The following is a 16,419-nucleotide window of genomic DNA, read 5'->3' on the forward strand; positions in this document are numbered from 1 at the left end:
AGGAAATGGCACTTGTTAAGTGTAAACCTACGTCACCAGGTCGTCGCCACGTATTAAAAGTGGTCAACCCAGACCTGCACAAAGGCAAGCCTTACGCACCTTTGTTAGAGAAGAACAGCAAGACCGGTGGTCGTAACAACCACGGTCGTATTACGACGCGTCACATCGGTGGTGGCCACAAGCAACACTACCGTTTAGTTGACTTCAAGCGTAATAAAGACGGTATCCCGGCTAAAGTAGAGCGCCTGGAATACGATCCAAACCGTACTGCTAACATCGCTCTGGTGTTATATGCAGACGGCGAGCGTCGTTACATCCTGGCTCCAAAAGGCTTAAAAGCTGGTGACGTTGTCCAGTCTGGTATGGATTCTCCGATCAAATCGGGTAACACTATGCCGCTGCGTAACATCCCAGTGGGTCAAATCGTTCACAATATCGAACTGAAGCCTGGTAAAGGCGGCCAATTAATGCGTTCAGCTGGTGCATTCGCCCAGATCCTGGCGCGTGACGGTGCTTATGTCACTCTGCGTTTACGCAGCGGTGAAATGCGCAAAGTCCTGGCTGACTGCCGTGCAACCATCGGTGAAATCGGCAACGCCGAACACATGCTGCGCCAATATGGTAAAGCAGGTGCTATGCGCTGGCGCGGTGTACGCCCAACAGTACGTGGTGTTGTAATGAACCCGGTAGACCACCCACACGGTGGTGGTGAAGGTAAAACTTCTGGTGGCCGTCATCCGGTTACACCATGGGGCGTACCGACCAAAGGTTACAAAACACGTTCTAACAAGCGTACTGACAAGTTCATTGTCCGTCGTCGTGACAAATAATTTAATGTGAGGAATTGCCATGCCACGTTCTCTCAAGAAAGGTCCATTTATCGACCTTCACTTGCTGAAGAAGGTAGAGAAAGCGTTGGAAAGCGGTGACAAGAAGCCTATCAAGACTTGGAGCCGTCGTTCAATGATCATTCCACAAATGATCGGTTTGACCATCGCTGTCCATAATGGTCGTCAACATGTACCAGTATTAGTCTCGGAAGAGATGGTTGGTCACAAGTTAGGTGAATTTTCACCAACTCGTACTTACCGTGGTCATGCAGCCGACAAAAAGGCCAAGAAACGCTAAGGGGTAAATAAATGCAAGCATTAGCAAAACATAAATTTGCCCGTTCATCTGCACAGAAAGCTCGTCTGGTCGCTGACCAGATCCGTGGCCTTGCAGTTGGAAAGGCGTTGGATGTTTTAACCTACAGCCCGAAAAAAGCGGCTGATCTGGTTAAAAAGGTTCTTTTATCAGCCATTGCGAACGCAGAACACAACGAAGGTGCCGATATCGACACTTTAAAAGTGAAAACTGTGTTTGTTGACGAAGGTCCGTCAATGAAGCGGATCAAGCCACGCGCTAAGGGTCGTGCCGACCGTATCGTCAAGCGTACCAGTCACATCACTGTGATTGTTGCTGATAACTAGGAGTGAGAAATGGGACAGAAAGTACATCCTAATGGTATTCGCCTAGGTATCACTAAGCCTTGGAGCTCAACCTGGTACGCGAATACAAAAGATTTCCCGGATTTCCTGGTTGGTGACTTTAAAGTTCGTCAGTACCTGACAAAAGAACTGAAAGCCGCTTCAGTAAGCCGGATCGATATTGAACGTCCTGCCAAGAGCATCCGTGTGACAATTCACACTGCTCGTCCAGGCGTGATCATCGGTAAAAAAGGTGAAGACGTTGAGAAACTGCGCAAAGCTGTCGCGACTATCGCTGGCGTGCCTGCACAGATCAATATTTCTGAAATCCGTAAGCCGGAATTAGATGCCAAGTTAGTTGCTGATTCTATCAGTAGCCAGCTGGAACGCCGTGTAATGTTCCGTCGCGCGATGAAGCGTGCGGTACAAAACGCCATGCGTTTAGGCGCTAAAGGTATCAAAGTTCAGGTTTCTGGCCGTTTAGGTGGTGCTGAAATCGCACGTGACGAGTGGTACCGTGAAGGCCGTGTGCCTCTGCACACTCTGCGTGCTGACATCGACTACTCAACATCAGAAGCTTTAACTACTTACGGTATCATTGGTGTTAAGGTTTGGATCTTCAAAGGCGAGATCCTGGGTGGTTTACCACTGGCCAACAACAATAACGCCAACAACGACAAACAGCCTAAGGCGCCGAAAAAACCGGCTCCGCGCAAGGCTAAGTAGGAGTATTGAGCGATGTTGCAACCAAAACGTACTAAATTTCGTAAAGTGCACAAAGGCCGTAACCGTGGTTTAGCCCATGTTGGCGACAAGGTTAGCTTCGGTACTTACGCACTGAAATCAGTAGAACGTGGTCAAATGACTTCACGTCAAATCGAATCAGCACGTCGTGCCATGACCCGTGCCGTTAAGCGTGTTGGTAAAATCTGGATCCGTGTGTTCCCAGACAAGCCAATGACGCAGAAACCACTCGAAGTTCGTATGGGTAGTGGTAAAGGTAGCGTGGAATACTGGGTTTGCCAGATTAAACCTGGCAAAGTCCTGTATGAGATGGACGGTGTGTCGGAAGAATTAGCACGTCATGCGTTTACGCTGGCTGCTGCCAAACTTCCATTTAAGACAACCTTTGTAACGCGGACGGTATTGTGATGAAAGCAAGCGAACTGAAAGCAAAAAGCGTAGAAGAGTTAAAAGCTGAATTACTGGGCCTGTTACGTGAGCAGTTCAACCTGCGCATGCAAGCAGCGACCGGCCAGCTGGCTCAGACTCATTTGCTGAAAACGGTGCGTCGCGATATCGCACGTGTGAAGACCATCTTAACCGAGAAGGCAGGTGTATAATGAGCGAAAAAAACACCCGTACGCTGCAAGGTAAAGTAGTGAGCAACAAGATGGACAAGTCTATCGTTGTTGCTATCGAGCGTCACGTGAAGCACCCAATCTATGGGAAATTCATTACGCGCACTACCAAGCTGCACGTACATGACGAAACCAATCAGTGCAATGAAGGCGACATCGTGACTATTCGCGAATGCCGTCCTCTGTCCAAGACAAAGTCATGGACTCTGGTTGCTATTGTTGGGTCAGCTTCTTAATTGAATTGTTGATTCGTCTAAAAAGCCAGTCCTTGTGACTGGCTTTTTTATGCTTGAGATACTCCGGCCTGTGCAGTAGGTTAGTCATCTATTTGATCGGTAAACTGCCGGTGTTGATTTTTTAATTAAACTCCGAACCAGCTTGCGCCGATTCCAGACAATACACTGCGACACAGCCTTTCCTGCTACACAGGAGCTGCAACTGCAGTCGCAGCCGGGTCAGTGCAACACTATTCATTCGTGATCTGCAAGTATTAGCTGGCAGTATCAGAAATCTACTTTTCGCGCCAGCGCTTGTCCCTTTATCAACAAACTGCTTTTGTCCCCTTTTTATCAATTTATTTCCTGTTTCAGTATTAAAAATATCTTTATTGCGAATTTATTAGCTGTCCATCAATTATTTATCTAATAAATGATTAGATATAGCTTCGCTGTGCACAGCAAAACAAAAACAAAATTGTGATTGATACCCAAGGTTCAACAGCAGAGTTGTATTGAAAACACACTTTGGCTCCAGGGCCGCAAGCGAGCTACTGAAGATACTGGCTTGGGAACACCGGAGTGTTGCAGTCAAAGGTTTAGATGCCAATTTGGCACCTCAGCGCTGTTCGCTGTCAGTGATAGCGGATTGATGGCTGGAGGTGGAGGTGCTGCCGCAAACACACACTGTATGCGGGGCATCACAGCTTAAGCAGTGGCTGTGATTTGAGCTTTGTCGCTGAACTTCAAACTAATCAAGAGGACGTGAAAATGAAATTAACTTTAAAAAAAGCTGCGTTAGTCCACTTATCTAAAGACGAACAAATGTTACCCGCAGAACTGACGCCACAAATCGGTGGTGGTCAGAACGCTGATGTGAACAGCAGCTATGTCACCTATAACTGCCCGGTTGAAACAGCAGCTTGCTGGGAGCCACCAACACGGCCACATACACTGTGTACTGGTAGCGGCAATCACCACTGTTACTAATCACATCGGGAGCAGCTAGGCTGCTCCTTTTTAAATATTTTGTCTTCATATCAAGGAATCGATGATGAAACTCAGTTTAAAAAAAGCTGCCTTAATTAATTTATCGCTTGATTCACAAGTACTGCCAGATGAGTTAACGCCGCAGATCGGCGGTGCTGACAAAGCTGAAGCGCAGAGTAGCTATTTAACCTATAACTGTCCGCCTGAGCCGCCGACTTTACCACATAGGCTGTGCAGTGGCGCGATAGCCTGTTACTGACAGGCGGCTGGAATCACCTGAATAAAGGATTGCAGCAGCAATCCTTTTATTGGGTATGCGGCAATGTCAGCGTTAACTGAGGCTTGTTGTTACTGCAGTAAAAGTCACAGGAAAAATAATGTCCTCTATAATTTCACCAGACAGTGCCGATGGTCAACTGATACGGCAAATGTTGGCTGAATTAGCCAGTTATATCAAAGCCAACTTGCGACCAGAAGCCGCCCTGTTGAATGGCCGGGCCGGCCAGTTATTATTCTGCTATGAATTAGCTAAGTTTGATCCAAGTCTGGCGGATGATGAGTGGCTAAATAGCGAACTTGATTTATTGATTGAGCAAATTCCGCAGGTTTTACCTGAAACCAACTTATGTCGTGGGCTCACTGGCATTGGTTGGTTACTGGATTATATCAGCGGTGAACAGCTGCCAGAGTTGGATTTAACTCAGCAGTTGGATGAGTTTTTACTGCACCAAATCAGCGTTGAACATTGGCATGGTGATTACGAGAGTGTCAATGGGCTGGCCGGCTGGACACCTTATTTAGTGCGGCGATTAAAAAGAGGCCAGTGTCAGGCGCATGTACAGCAACTGTTGAGGCATTTACCACTGCTGGCCGATCATTTCAGTCCTGAGTTCTGGGCTTGGCCAACATCGCCGCAATCGCCGTTTCGGATTGAGACGACTGATGTGACAACGGCGGAGTACAACCTCGGTCTGGCACATGGCAATCCTGCCGTGTTAGCGGCTATGCTGCCATTGCTGCAGTTTACCCAGTTTCGACAGTCTGCGATTGACATTCTGCGGCCAGGTCTGAACTGGTTGCTTAGTCAAAGATTTCAACCACCCAGACAGCACTGTCATTTCAGTGCACTCAGTGGCCAGGAGAAGGGCAGCCGTTTAGGTTGGTGTTATGGTGATTTACCGATAGCTTTATTGTTAGCGCGTGCCGCCACGCTGCTGGACAACGCGGATTATCGCCAATTAGCTAGCCAGATCAGCCATTCGGCAACATTAAGAGATGAAACGCAAGGCAAAGTGCATGATGCCGGATTGTGCCATGGCAGCGCTGGTGTTATGTTACTTTTTATGTTGCTCAATAGTCACTTAAACAATAATGAGTTGTGTGTTGCAGCGGGCCGCTGGTTACAATTCACCCTGCAGCTGTATCGTGCAGAGGGATTACATGGTTTGAATCGCTATACCGGTGCTGAGTCGGAAGCCAACAGTTGTCTACTGGACGGCTATGCCGGCATCGGACTCTGTCTGCTGGCGGCGCTTGGTGCTACCACCAACTGGACTGATGTGTTGTTACTGGCATAAAACATAATTAGAGGATGCCTGTTATGCAAAAGAATCCACTGCAAGTGGCCGATTTTTTCGTGATCCGAACGCCAAGACTGAGCTTAAAGTTATTTCAAGCAATTCCGGCCGAGTCGACGCAGTTAAATGATTTTCTCCGCAGCTGGTTGCAGCAGCAGGGCGTCAGAGAAGCCTTGTATCTGGCCAGTCCATCTTTGCTGGAACGGGTTGATCAATGGTATTCTCAGCCTAAACAAGACGCCAAGTTGAATGAAGCTTTATTAAAATATTTAATCCGGATGAGCTGTCGGCCGACACCTTTTGGCTTGTTCTCCGGTATCAGTCTGGGTGCAGTCGCGGCTGACACTGTGTTAACGCCAGCCGAGATGCAGCAGGATCAGCGCATCACCAGACTGGATATGTTTTATCTGAACCAAATCCGCGACCACCTGACCAATCAAGCTGCGACAGATGCCAGCTTAAGCTATGTGGTGAATCCAACTTTGTTCCGTTTTGCTGATCGTTTTCATTATATCGAAAGTTACCAATCGGAGGACTTTCGCCAGTACCGTCTGAGCATGCTGAATGTCGATGAGGTGTTAATCGGTATTTTGGCCCAGTTTCAACCTGCTTGTTCGTTGCAACAGTTGGCAGATTGGTTAACTCAGCAATATCCGGATAATGATGCGGAAGAAATTTGGCAGTATGTGCAGCAATTACGCGCTGAAGGCGTGATCCAGACACAAATCAAACTACCATTAACCAGTGGTAATCCAGATGAGGCTTTTGTCCGCTCTTTAGCGCAGACGGGTCATACTGAGATTGCGGCCGGACTGCAACAGGTGATCACGGCGTTACGGCAGCTTGATCAAAAGTCGCAGAATGAACCTGCCGATTACCTGCAGATTTATCAGCAGTTAAAACAGTTACCGTTTCCGGTGTCAGCCAACAAATTGTTCCAAACCGATGTGCTGCGCAGTTTTTCCCACTGTGAGCTGGGGCAGGGGATAACCAATCAACTCGGGCAGGGCTTGCTGGCATTAATGGTATTACAGCAGCAGCCGGAAGCCAGATTCCAGGATTTCACTCAGCAGTTTAACCGCCGTTTTGAAGGACAGTTTGTCCCGTTGTTGCAATTGCTGGATGAAGAAGCCGGTATTTCTTTTTCATCAGATGTGGGTTATGCCACCCCGCTGCTGGCTGGCATCAACATTAACAACCGGCAGCGTCAAAGCAGCAGCAAGTTTAATCCATTAGAGTTTGAACTGTTAAAAGCCCTCGGATCCTTGCCCGCTGCGCCAGTCCAGTTGTCGGCGAAAACGCTATTAAAAGAGCAGGACCTTCAGCAACTGGCAGCTAAACTGCCAGCATCTTTTGCCAGTACTTTTGCCTGCTATCAGGACGCCGCGCAACAACCGCTGATCCATTTTCAGGGTTGTTATGGGCCATCCGCTGCCAATTTAATCGGCAGGTTTTGTCATTTGTCGGCTGAACTGACGGCCAAACTGCAACAACATCTGGCGCAGGAGCAAGCGGCTTCGCCGGATGCCATTTTTGCCGAAATTGTCCATATGCCGGATGGCAGGCCTGGTAATGTGATAGCCCGGCCGGCATTACGACCTTATGAAATTATCTTCTGGGCGGATACGGAGCAACCGGCTGAATATCAAATCCCGGTGGCTGACTTGTATGTATTTTACGAACAAAGCCAATTGAAGCTTTGGTCGCGCCGGCTGCAACGACAAATCATCCCGCGTTTGTCCTGTGCGCACAATTATTCCGGTCGTAGCCTTGGCATCTATCGTTTCCTTGCGATGTTACAAGGGCAGGATGTGCAATTGCCTTATGCCCAGTTGCCAGAAAAAATGCAGCAGATGAAAATGGTTCCCAGAGTACAAATAGATCAACTGATCATTCTGGAACAGCAATGGCAAGTCGAGCGCAATGATATTGCAGCACTGATTAAAGATGATTGCTGGCAACCAGAGCAGTGGCTGCGACTGCAACAAGAGTACCAGTTGCACCGCTATGTGACTTTTGCCATGGCAGATAACGTCCTCACTATCGATCTGCACAATATGCAACTGGTCAAAGTGTTGCTGGCCGAAACGCAACATCGCAAGTTTGTGGCGCTCAAAGAGGCTTTGCATTGCCAATATCAGCCGTTGGTCCATAATGCGCAAGGCGACTTTGCCCACGAAATTTTATTACCCTTCTTTAATCCACAAGCTAAAACAGCCCAAGTGCTGCATGACAATCCTGCAGCCCAACTCGAACAGCAACTAGCACGTTATTTTCCGCCGGGCTCAGATTGGCTTAGCTTAAAAATTTATGCTGCGCAAAGCACGGCTGAAATGGTGCTGTTACAACAACTGCAACCTTTTGTGCAGCATTGCATCGAGCAGCAATGGTGTAGCAGCTGGTTCTTTATTCGTTATGGGGATCCTGACTGGCATCTGCGGCTGCGCTTTCGCGGTGAGCCGGCGTTGTTACATGGGCAGTTACTGCCAGCCTTACAGCGTCTGCTGGCGCCACAGTTACAAGCGCAGTTATTACACCGTATTGAAGTGTTTACCTACCAACGTGAGGTGGAGCGTTACGGCGGCGCGGCAGCTATGTTGATATCAGAGCAGATTTTCCGTTATGACAGTGAATTGGTGCTGGCTGGTTTACAGTTGATTTCCAGTCATGATGAATCGGTGCGGTGGCGGTTAGCTTTGCTGGCTGTGCACGCGATGTTACAGGCTTTTGGTTATGATGCCGCGGCAAAACTGGCCTTGATTAGTCAGCTACGGACCTCCTTTGGCGCCGAGTTCCAGGAGCATGCACAATTGCGGCAGCAGCTTGGCACTAAATATCGTGAATTTAAACCCTCAATGGAAAGTGATTTTGCGCTGTTATGGCAATCAAAAGGTACGGCCGATCCGGTACAACAGGAGTTGCAACTGCTTCTTCAGCAATTTATGTTGAAAATCAGTCCATTAGCCAATGAAATCCGGCTGCTGCAGGTGCAGAATCAACTTGCTTGTTCGCTGGATACTCTGTTAGCTTCATTGCTGCATATGCTCAATAACCGGTTGTTTAAAGCGTATGGACGTGAGCAGGAGTTTGTGATTTATGATTTTTTACGACGATTATATCTGGCGCAACAGGCGCGTCAGCCTGTTGCGGCAAGCTGAAGGTCTGGGTCAGGCATGAAATCTTTATTCCGGCAGGAAGTTCAGGCTGAGCAAAGTAACAGATTGCAGGGCGAGGTCAGCATCACGCAGTTACCAGCTTTTTCCTGGCTGGCTGGCTTGCTGACCGTGATCGTAGTGTTGTCACTGTTGTTTTTATTCAGTGCTGAGTATAAGCGCAAAGAAACCGTGTTTGGCCTGTTGCAACCGCAACAGGGCGTAAACCGACTCACTTTTGGCCAAAGCGGCATCGTCAGTAAAGTCTGGGTCAGTGAAGGACAGCAAGTGAAGACGGGTCAGCCGTTGTTGCAACTGAGCATGCCGCATTATGGCCAGGGTGATACGGAGCTGAGCCAGACCTTGCAGCAAGAAATGCAGGCGATGATTGCCAGTCTTGCGTTACAGAAGCAACAGCAACAAGACCGGCATCAAATCCGGCTGGCAGAAGCACAAGCCAGACTGACGCTACTACAGCAACAAAACACTGAATTGGCAGGCCAGTTGCAAACCTTTACCGAACGGATGCAATTGAACGAAAACCTGGTCAGGCAAGTGCAACAACTGGCTGGTTCCGGCTATATTTCACAACTTGAACTAAACCGGCAAAAAGATACCTTGTTGTCGCTGAAGCAACAGGTTCAGTCGCTCAAAGGCCAGCAATTATTGCTGCAATCGCAGCAGCGGGAGCAGCAGAGTTTGCTGGAGCAGTTGCCGTTGGAGTTAAAGTCGCAGCTTTCGTTGTTAGATCAGCAACTGTCAGAACTGCGTAATCAACAAACCAGATTGCAACATGAGCAGACCGTGGTTTATCGCGCCTCTGCCGATGGCGTGGTCAGTGGTTTACGTTATCAGGCCGGCCAATCAGTACAAGCCGGTGCTGTTGCCATGAGTATTGTGCCAGCCGCAGTGCAATTGGAAGCGGTTGTCTATGTACCAACCCGGGCAGTTGCTTTTATCGAAGTGGGGCAAAAAGCCCGCATCCGTTTTGATGCTTTTCCTTATGAACGCTTTGGTGTGCATCAGGCAACAGTGAAAGCCGTCAGTCAGGCCGTGTTATTACCTGCAGATGTACCAGAATTTGCGTTAAAAGAACCCGGTTATCGGGTGATATTACAACTGGAACGTCAGTCGGTGCAGGCCTATCAGCGTGAATTAGCGCTGCGACCTGATATGACGCTGAATGCGGATGTGATCACTGGGCAGCGTAATTTGTTGCATTGGTTATTCGAACCTGTATTGAGTCTGAAAGGACAGTTGTGATGAGTAGTTTAGCAAGCCGGGTGTCGTTGTGGCCAAGCGACAAATTACCCTTGATCCGGCAAACCGAAGCGGCGGAATGTGGCCTGGCTTGCCTGGCTATGGTGGCGGCCTTTCATGGTTATCAAAGTTCGCTGGTGGAATTGAGGCAAAAATTCTCGCTGTCGCTCAATGGTTGTACTTTGCTTGATTTGATGAATTTTGCCGAGCGTTTACAGCTCAGCAGCCGGCCATTACGGTTGGAACTGGAACAGTTAAGTCAGCTCAGTACACCCTGTATCCTGCACTGGGATATGAACCACTTTGTGGTGCTGAAATCTGTGTCAAAACAGGGCTGTATTATTCATGATCCGGCCTACGGTGAACGCAAATTGCCGCTGAGTGAAGTGTCAAAACACTTCACTGGTATCGCATTGGAACTGCTGCCAGTGGCTGGTTTTGAACTAAAACAAGGCCAAACCGGCTTAGGTCTGAGCCACTTCTGGTCCAGGATCACCGGTCTGAAGCGTTCGCTGACATTATTGTTTTTGTTGTCGATCTTGCTGCAATTATTCACCATCGCCGCACCTTATTATATGCAATTGGTGGTGGATGATGTGATTCTGACCCACGACACCAGCTTATTGGTGGTGTTGGCAGTTGGCTTTTTTATGCTATTGCTGTTTGAAGTGATGACCAGTGCGGTGCGTAGTTTTGTGCTGTTGCATTTTGGCAGTTTGCTGAATATTCAGATGGCCGCCAATTTATTCCACCATTTGATCCGTCTGCCACTGTCGTATTTCGAGAAACGTCATATCGGCGATGTGGTGTCGCGTTTTGGTTCGCTGCGGCAAGTGCGGGAACTGCTAACTGCCGGTATGGTGGAAGCGTTAATCGATGGGCTGATGGCGCTGGGTGTGCTTGGCGTGATCCTGTTTTACAGTCCGCAATTGACTGTGGTGGTGCTGGTGGCCGTGCTCATTTATGCCGTGTTCCGGCTGGCCATGTATCGGTCATTGCGGCAGGTATCAGAGCAGGAAATTCTGGCGCAGGCCAAAGAAAATACCAACTTCATGGAAACCATGCGGGCGATGCAGACTATCAAGCTGTTTGGCTCGGAAGTGAAGCGCGAAGCGCTGTGGCAAAACTATTTTGTTGATGTTACCAATAAAGCCATCACGCTTGGGGTGTTTAACCTGACCTATACCTCAGTGAATCGGCTGTTATTTGGCATTGAAAATATTGTGGTAGTGTATCTGGCCGCTTTATTAGTACTGGATGGAAGCTTCAGTACCGGCATGTTGTTTGCATTTATCGCGTATAAAGCGCAATTCCTGGAACGGATGGCCCGACTTATCGAAAAATTTATCCAATTTAAAATGCTCAGCCTGCATTTTGACCGATTGTCAGATATTGCTTTAACCGAACAGGAAAATATCCACCAGAACCAGGTGGGGAGCAGGGCGGTCGAAGGCGCGCTGGAAGTGCGCGACTTGTCATTTCGCTACAGTGATGCCAGCAAATGGGTGGTACAGCAGGTTCACCTGCAGATCGCAGCTGGTGAGTCGGTGGCGCTGGTGGGGCCGTCTGGTTGTGGCAAAACCACGCTGATGAAGCTGATGCTGGGTTTGTTGCAGCCACAGCAGGGTGAAGTCCTGATCGATGGTGTGGCACTGGATAAATTTGGCTTGCGCAGTTATCGCCAGCAAATCGCGGCGGTGATGCAGGATGATCAATTGTTATCAGGGACTATCCGCGAGAATATCACCTTTTTTGCAGAGCAGCCGGATGAGCAACTGATGCTTGAGTGCGCGGCTTTGGCGGCTATTGATCATGATGTACAACAAATGGCGATGGGTTATAACAGTTTAATCGGTGATATGGGCTCGGCGTTGTCAGGTGGTCAGAAACAACGTTTATTACTGGCCCGGGCTCTGTATCGCCAGCCAAAAATTCTTTTTCTGGATGAAGCGACCAGTCATTTGGATATAAAAACTGAATTTTGCGTCAGTGAAGCGATAAAAGGTTTAAAAATAACCAGAGTGGTGATCGCTCACCGGCCAGAAACTATCGCTTCTGTCGATAGGGTTATCCGGCTTGGCGATAGCAGCCAAGATTCGAACTCAAACTAATAGCGCAATATAAATCAATATCTTGCCGCTGGTATTTTTTGCTGGCGGCTTGAATCCTGCTCTTTTGGGCACCATAACAAGTCCAGATTTCAGTACAACAGTGCATGCTCAAGATGTTTTTATTTTGAGCTACCTATTTGTAGAAAGTGCTGTTATAATCACGCGCCCTTTTGTATGGGGAAAGTAGTTAGTAAAAAGCATCGTAATCCTTCGGGATTACTCGTAGTGGAATAGCGGAGCACTAAGATGATCCAAATGCAATCTATGCTGGAAGTCGCAGACAACAGCGGCGCGCGCAGCGTAATGTGTATTAAGGTCTTAGGTGGTTCGCATCGCCGTTATGCAGCAATTGGTGACGTTATCAAGATCACCGTCAAGGAAGCAATTCCTCGCGGTAAGGTCAAAAAAGGTGACGTTCTGAATGCTGTGGTGGTGCGTACACGCAAAGGCGTACGCCGTCAGGACGGTTCTCTGATCCGTTTTGATCGCAATGCAGCTGTGTTGTTAAACAACAAGCTGGAACCGATCGGCACACGTATTTTTGGACCTGTTACCCGCGAACTTCGTGGTGAAAAATTCATGAAGATCGTTTCTCTGGCCCCAGAAGTACTGTAAGGAGTCACCATGGCTAGTAAAATCCGTCGTGATGACGAGGTTGTTGTTCTTACTGGTAAGGACAAAGGTAAACGCGGTACAGTTTCTAAAGTATTAGTTGCTGAAGGTCGTGTTTATGTTACCGGCGTGAACCTGGTTAAAAAACATCAGAAGCCTGTACCGGCTCTGAATACGCCAGGCGGTATCGTCGAGAAAGAAGCCTCGATTCATGTATCAAATGTAGCGATTTTCAACCCTGCCACTGGTAAGGCTGATCGCGTTGGTTTCCGTTTTGAAGATGGCAAGAAAGTTCGCTTCTTCAAATCGAATAATGAAAAAATCTAAACAGCTATTGGAGTAATACGATGGCGAAACTGCATGAAATTTATAAAGACACAGTAGTTCCTGAGCTGTTCAAACAGTTCGGCTACACTAGCGTCATGCAAGTCCCTCGGATTGTGAAAATCACACTCAACATGGGTGTGGGTGAAGCTGTTGCTGATAAAAAAGTTTTAGATAACGCTGTAGCAGATTTAACTGCTATCTCTGGCCAAAAGCCATTGGTTACTAAAGCTCGCAAATCAGTAGCTGGTTTCAAAATCCGTGAAGGCTACCCTATTGGTGCTAAAGTGACCCTGCGCGGCGAGCGTATGTGGGATTTCCTCGAGCGTTTAGTGTCTATCGCTATTCCTCGTATCCGCGACTTCCGCGGTGTAAATCCTAAGTCGTTCGACGGCCGTGGTAACTACAGTATGGGCGTTCGTGAGCAAATCATTTTCCCTGAAATCGATTATGACAAAGTAGATGCGGTACGTGGTTTAGATATCACTATCACAACGACTGCGCGTACTGATGACGAAGGGCGTGCATTACTTGCCGCGTTTAACTTCCCATTCAAGAAATAAGGTGTAGGGTCATGGCAAAACAATCAATGAAAGCACGCGAAGCAAAGCGTGCAGTACTGGTAGCCAAATACGCTGAGCAACGTCATGCATTACGGGACGCTATTGCTAATCCGGCAACTTCTGACGAAGACCGCTGGGCAGCAGTTCTGAAGCTGCAAACGTTACCGCGTGATTCAAGCCCTGCCCGTCAACGTAATCGTTGTCGTGTAACAGGTCGTCCTCACGGTTACCTTCGCAAATTCGGCATGAGCCGGATCAAGGTACGTGAAGCAGCGATGCGCGGTGAAATTCCTGGCCTTCGTAAGGCTAGCTGGTAAGAATCACGGGAGTAACAGCTATGAGCATGCAAGATCCAGTAGCGGATATGTTTACTCGCATCCGCAACGGCCAAGCTGCCAAGAAGTTTGCGGTTAAGATGCCATCTTCAAAAATGAAGATTGCTATCGCGAAAGTATTAAAAGACGAAGGTTACATCGAAGATTTCGCTGTTTCTGCTGATGTAAAAGCAGAACTGGAAGTTACTTTAAAGTATTTCCAGGGCAAATCAGTTATTGAAACTATCGATCGTGTTAGCCGGCCTGGTCTGCGTATCTATAAGAAACGCGGCGAATTACCAAAAGTAATGGGCGGTTTAGGTGTAGCAATTATTTCTACGTCTAAAGGGTTAATGACTGACCGTGCCGCGCGCAAGGTTGGTATCGGTGGCGAAATCATCGGCTACGTAGCGTAACGGAGGTAGTAATCTATGTCTCGTGTTGCTAAAGCCCCCATCGCCGTCCCAGCAGGTGTGACTATCACACTGAATGGTCAGACAGTTGTGGTAAAGGGTAAAAACGGCGAGTTGACGTTAAACGTTAACCCTGCAGTTGAGATCGTTGTTGATGGTAACGTTGTACGTACCAATCCACGTGACGGTTTCGAGAATGCAGACGCACAAGCGGGTACCGCTCGCGCGTTGATCAACAATCTGGTTACTGGTGTTGCTGAAGGCTACACCCGCAAGCTGGAATTAGTTGGTGTTGGTTACCGTGCTAAAGCAGAAGGTAAGGTATTAAACCTGAGCCTTGGCTTTTCTCACCCGGTGGCGTTTGAGGTACCAGCTGGTATCACAGTCGAAACCCCTTCTCAGACAGAAGTGTTGGTGAAAGGTGCTGACAAACAATTAGTTGGTCAAGTCGCTGCAAACATCCGCGCGTATCGCAAACCAGAGCCTTATAAAGGTAAAGGTGTTCGTTACGCTAATGAAAACGTGCGTCGTAAAGAAGCGAAGAAAAAGTAGGGTAGGACGATGGATAAGAAACTTGCTCGTCTGCGCCGCGCTAAACGCGTTCGCAGAAATATTATCGAACAAGGTGCGAATCGCTTGGTTGTACACCGTACGCCACGTCACATCTATGCCCAGCTTATCGCACCAAATGCTGAAGTGATTGTTGCTGCGTCTACTGTTGAAGCTTCAATCCGTGAATCGTTGAAGTACACTGGTAACGTCGACGCCGCTAAAGCTATTGGTAAGGCGATTGCTGAACGTGCACTGGCTCAAGGCGTAACGAAAGTTGCCTTTGACCGTAGCGGTTTCCAGTATCATGGTCGTGTGCAGGCGTTAGCCGACGCGGCGCGTGAAGCCGGTCTTCAATTCTAGGAGTAGATCATGGCTAACGTAGAAGCAAAACAACAATCTGACTTGCAAGAGAAGCTGGTTGCTGTGAATCGTGTATCCAAAGTTGTTAAGGGTGGTCGGATTTTCTCCTTCACCGCTCTGACAGTTGTTGGTGACGGTACCGGCCGTGTCGGCTTCGGTTACGGTAAAGCACGCGAAGTACCAGCTGCTATTCAAAAAGCAATGGAAAAAGCGCGCCGTAACATGACTCAAGTTGAGTTAAACGGTAATACACTGCACCACCCTGTGAAGGGTGTTCACGCTGGTTCGAATGTTTACATGCAACCAGCTTCTGAAGGTACCGGTATCATCGCCGGTGGTGCAATGCGTGCTGTGTTAGAAGTAGCAGGCGTACAAAACGTACTGTCTAAGTGCTACGGCTCAACTAACCCGATTAACGTGGTTCGCGCCACTATCAACGCCCTGTCTGCGATCAAATCGCCAGCTCAGGTAGCCGCTAAACGTGGCTTACGCGTTGACGACATCCTGGGGTAATTTGCCATGGCTCAAAAAACAGTAACAGTAACCCAGACTAAGTCAAGCATCGGTCGTTTACCGAAGCATAAAGCGACTCTGGTTGGTTTAGGCTTACGCCGTATTGGTCACACTGTCACACTGGAAGATACTCCTTCAGTGCGCGGTATGATCAACACTGTGTATTACATGGTTAAAGTGGAGGAGTAAGCGATGTTATTAAATACACTTTCTCCGGCACCAGGCTCGAAAAAAGAGAAGCGCCGTTTAGGTCGTGGTATCGGTTCTGGCTTAGGTAAGACTGGTGGCCGTGGTCACAAAGGTCTGAAATCTCGCTCTGGCGGTAAAGTACGTCCAGGTTTCGAAGGCGGTCAAATGCCTCTGAAACAGCGTCTGCCTAAGTTTGGTTTTACATCATTAAAAGGCTTAGTCTCTGCTGAAGTTCGTTTACACGAACTGGCTGCAGTAGCTGGCGATGTAGCTGATTTAGCCACTTTGGCTGAAGCAAATATCATCACACGCAACATCAAGTTCGCGAAGGTTGTCCTGTCTGGCGAGTTAACTCGTCCAATCACAGTGAAAGGCTTACGTGTAACTAAAGGTGCACGTGCTGCTATTGAAGCTGCTGGCGGCAAAGTCGAAGAATAATAAGGA

General features: G+C 48.3%; 23 protein-coding genes. All 23 read left to right on the top strand.

The annotated features are described in order from the left end of the window. Positions 1-5 precede the first annotated feature (5 nt). Complete coding sequence (gene rplB, locus AC53GJ_RS01515) at positions 6-830, top strand: 50S ribosomal protein L2 (RefSeq protein ID WP_496730776.1); 825 nt, start codon at positions 6-8, stop codon at positions 828-830. Between the two features lie 19 nt (positions 831-849). Further along, positions 850-1,128 carry a 30S ribosomal protein S19 gene (rpsS, locus tag AC53GJ_RS01520; RefSeq protein WP_053426061.1) on the top strand — a complete coding sequence of 93 codons (279 nt, stop codon included), beginning with the start codon at positions 850-852 and terminating at the stop codon, positions 1,126-1,128. 11 nt (positions 1,129-1,139) lie between these two features. Then, the gene (rplV, locus tag AC53GJ_RS01525; RefSeq protein ID WP_496730777.1) at positions 1,140-1,472 is read left to right on the top strand and encodes a 50S ribosomal protein L22; all 333 of its coding nucleotides are present in this window, start codon (positions 1,140-1,142) and stop codon (positions 1,470-1,472) included. A 9-nt stretch (positions 1,473-1,481) separates the two neighbouring features. Beyond that, positions 1,482-2,195, top strand: a complete 714-nt coding sequence (gene rpsC / locus AC53GJ_RS01530; RefSeq protein ID WP_031568317.1) for a 30S ribosomal protein S3 — start codon at positions 1,482-1,484, stop codon at positions 2,193-2,195. A gap of 12 nt (positions 2,196-2,207) precedes the next feature. After that, positions 2,208-2,621 (top strand): 50S ribosomal protein L16, encoded by a 414-nt coding sequence (rplP, locus tag AC53GJ_RS01535; protein WP_068059829.1) that lies wholly within the window; start codon positions 2,208-2,210, stop codon positions 2,619-2,621. Further along, positions 2,621-2,812, top strand: coding sequence for a 50S ribosomal protein L29 (rpmC, locus tag AC53GJ_RS01540; RefSeq protein WP_068059832.1), 192 nt, complete (start codon positions 2,621-2,623; stop codon positions 2,810-2,812). The genes rplP and rpmC overlap by 1 nt, the downstream gene beginning before the upstream one ends. Beyond that, positions 2,812-3,066, top strand: a complete 255-nt coding sequence (gene rpsQ, locus AC53GJ_RS01545) for a 30S ribosomal protein S17 (RefSeq protein WP_496730778.1) — start codon at positions 2,812-2,814, stop codon at positions 3,064-3,066. Before rpmC ends, rpsQ begins: the two co-directional genes overlap by 1 nt. Positions 3,067-3,816: 750 nt before the next feature. After that, on the top strand, positions 3,817-4,035 hold the full coding sequence (locus AC53GJ_RS01550; protein WP_496730779.1) for a hypothetical protein: 219 nt from the start codon (positions 3,817-3,819) through the stop codon (positions 4,033-4,035). Between the two features lie 61 nt (positions 4,036-4,096). Continuing rightward, complete coding sequence (locus AC53GJ_RS01555; RefSeq protein WP_496730780.1) at positions 4,097-4,294, top strand: hypothetical protein; 198 nt, start codon at positions 4,097-4,099, stop codon at positions 4,292-4,294. Positions 4,295-4,412: 118 nt separating this feature from the next. Next, complete coding sequence (locus AC53GJ_RS01560) at positions 4,413-5,612, top strand: lanthionine synthetase LanC family protein (RefSeq protein ID WP_496730781.1); 1,200 nt, start codon at positions 4,413-4,415, stop codon at positions 5,610-5,612. A gap of 23 nt (positions 5,613-5,635) precedes the next feature. Then, on the top strand, positions 5,636-8,770 hold the full coding sequence (locus AC53GJ_RS01565) for a lantibiotic dehydratase (RefSeq protein WP_496730782.1): 3,135 nt from the start codon (positions 5,636-5,638) through the stop codon (positions 8,768-8,770). A 15-nt stretch (positions 8,771-8,785) separates the two neighbouring features. Next, positions 8,786-10,027 carry a beta-barrel domain-containing protein gene (locus AC53GJ_RS01570; protein WP_496730783.1) on the top strand — a complete coding sequence of 414 codons (1,242 nt, stop codon included), beginning with the start codon at positions 8,786-8,788 and terminating at the stop codon, positions 10,025-10,027. After that, positions 10,027-12,135, top strand: a complete 2,109-nt coding sequence (locus tag AC53GJ_RS01575; protein ID WP_496730784.1) for a peptidase domain-containing ABC transporter — start codon at positions 10,027-10,029, stop codon at positions 12,133-12,135. Before AC53GJ_RS01570 ends, AC53GJ_RS01575 begins: the two co-directional genes overlap by 1 nt. Before the next feature lie 246 nt (positions 12,136-12,381). Continuing rightward, the gene (rplN, locus tag AC53GJ_RS01580) at positions 12,382-12,750 is read left to right on the top strand and encodes a 50S ribosomal protein L14 (RefSeq protein WP_031568313.1); all 369 of its coding nucleotides are present in this window, start codon (positions 12,382-12,384) and stop codon (positions 12,748-12,750) included. Positions 12,751-12,759: 9 nt separating this feature from the next. Further along, positions 12,760-13,074, top strand: a complete 315-nt coding sequence (gene rplX / locus AC53GJ_RS01585) for a 50S ribosomal protein L24 (RefSeq protein ID WP_496730785.1) — start codon at positions 12,760-12,762, stop codon at positions 13,072-13,074. Between the two features lie 20 nt (positions 13,075-13,094). After that, positions 13,095-13,634, top strand: coding sequence for a 50S ribosomal protein L5 (gene rplE / locus AC53GJ_RS01590; RefSeq protein ID WP_496730786.1), 540 nt, complete (start codon positions 13,095-13,097; stop codon positions 13,632-13,634). Between the two features lie 11 nt (positions 13,635-13,645). Beyond that, entirely contained in the window at positions 13,646-13,951 is a 306-nt protein-coding gene (gene rpsN, locus AC53GJ_RS01595; RefSeq protein WP_496730787.1) for a 30S ribosomal protein S14, read from the top strand. Between the two features lie 20 nt (positions 13,952-13,971). Then, entirely contained in the window at positions 13,972-14,364 is a 393-nt protein-coding gene (gene rpsH / locus AC53GJ_RS01600; protein WP_496730788.1) for a 30S ribosomal protein S8, read from the top strand. A gap of 15 nt (positions 14,365-14,379) precedes the next feature. Continuing rightward, positions 14,380-14,913: a 50S ribosomal protein L6 gene (gene rplF / locus AC53GJ_RS01605; RefSeq protein ID WP_496730789.1), complete on the top strand. Its 534-nt coding sequence runs from the start codon at positions 14,380-14,382 to the stop codon at positions 14,911-14,913. Positions 14,914-14,922: 9 nt separating this feature from the next. Further along, on the top strand, positions 14,923-15,273 hold the full coding sequence (gene rplR / locus AC53GJ_RS01610; protein ID WP_496730790.1) for a 50S ribosomal protein L18: 351 nt from the start codon (positions 14,923-14,925) through the stop codon (positions 15,271-15,273). 6 nt (positions 15,274-15,279) lie between these two features. Further along, positions 15,280-15,786, top strand: a complete 507-nt coding sequence (rpsE, locus tag AC53GJ_RS01615) for a 30S ribosomal protein S5 (protein ID WP_442966039.1) — start codon at positions 15,280-15,282, stop codon at positions 15,784-15,786. Between the two features lie 6 nt (positions 15,787-15,792). Beyond that, entirely contained in the window at positions 15,793-15,975 is a 183-nt protein-coding gene (gene rpmD / locus AC53GJ_RS01620) for a 50S ribosomal protein L30 (RefSeq protein WP_496730791.1), read from the top strand. Between the two features lie 3 nt (positions 15,976-15,978). Continuing rightward, the gene (gene rplO, locus AC53GJ_RS01625; RefSeq protein WP_496730792.1) at positions 15,979-16,413 is read left to right on the top strand and encodes a 50S ribosomal protein L15; all 435 of its coding nucleotides are present in this window, start codon (positions 15,979-15,981) and stop codon (positions 16,411-16,413) included. The last annotated feature ends 6 nt before the right edge of the window (positions 16,414-16,419 follow it).

Source organism: Rheinheimera sp. B2H12 (assembly GCF_059620065.1).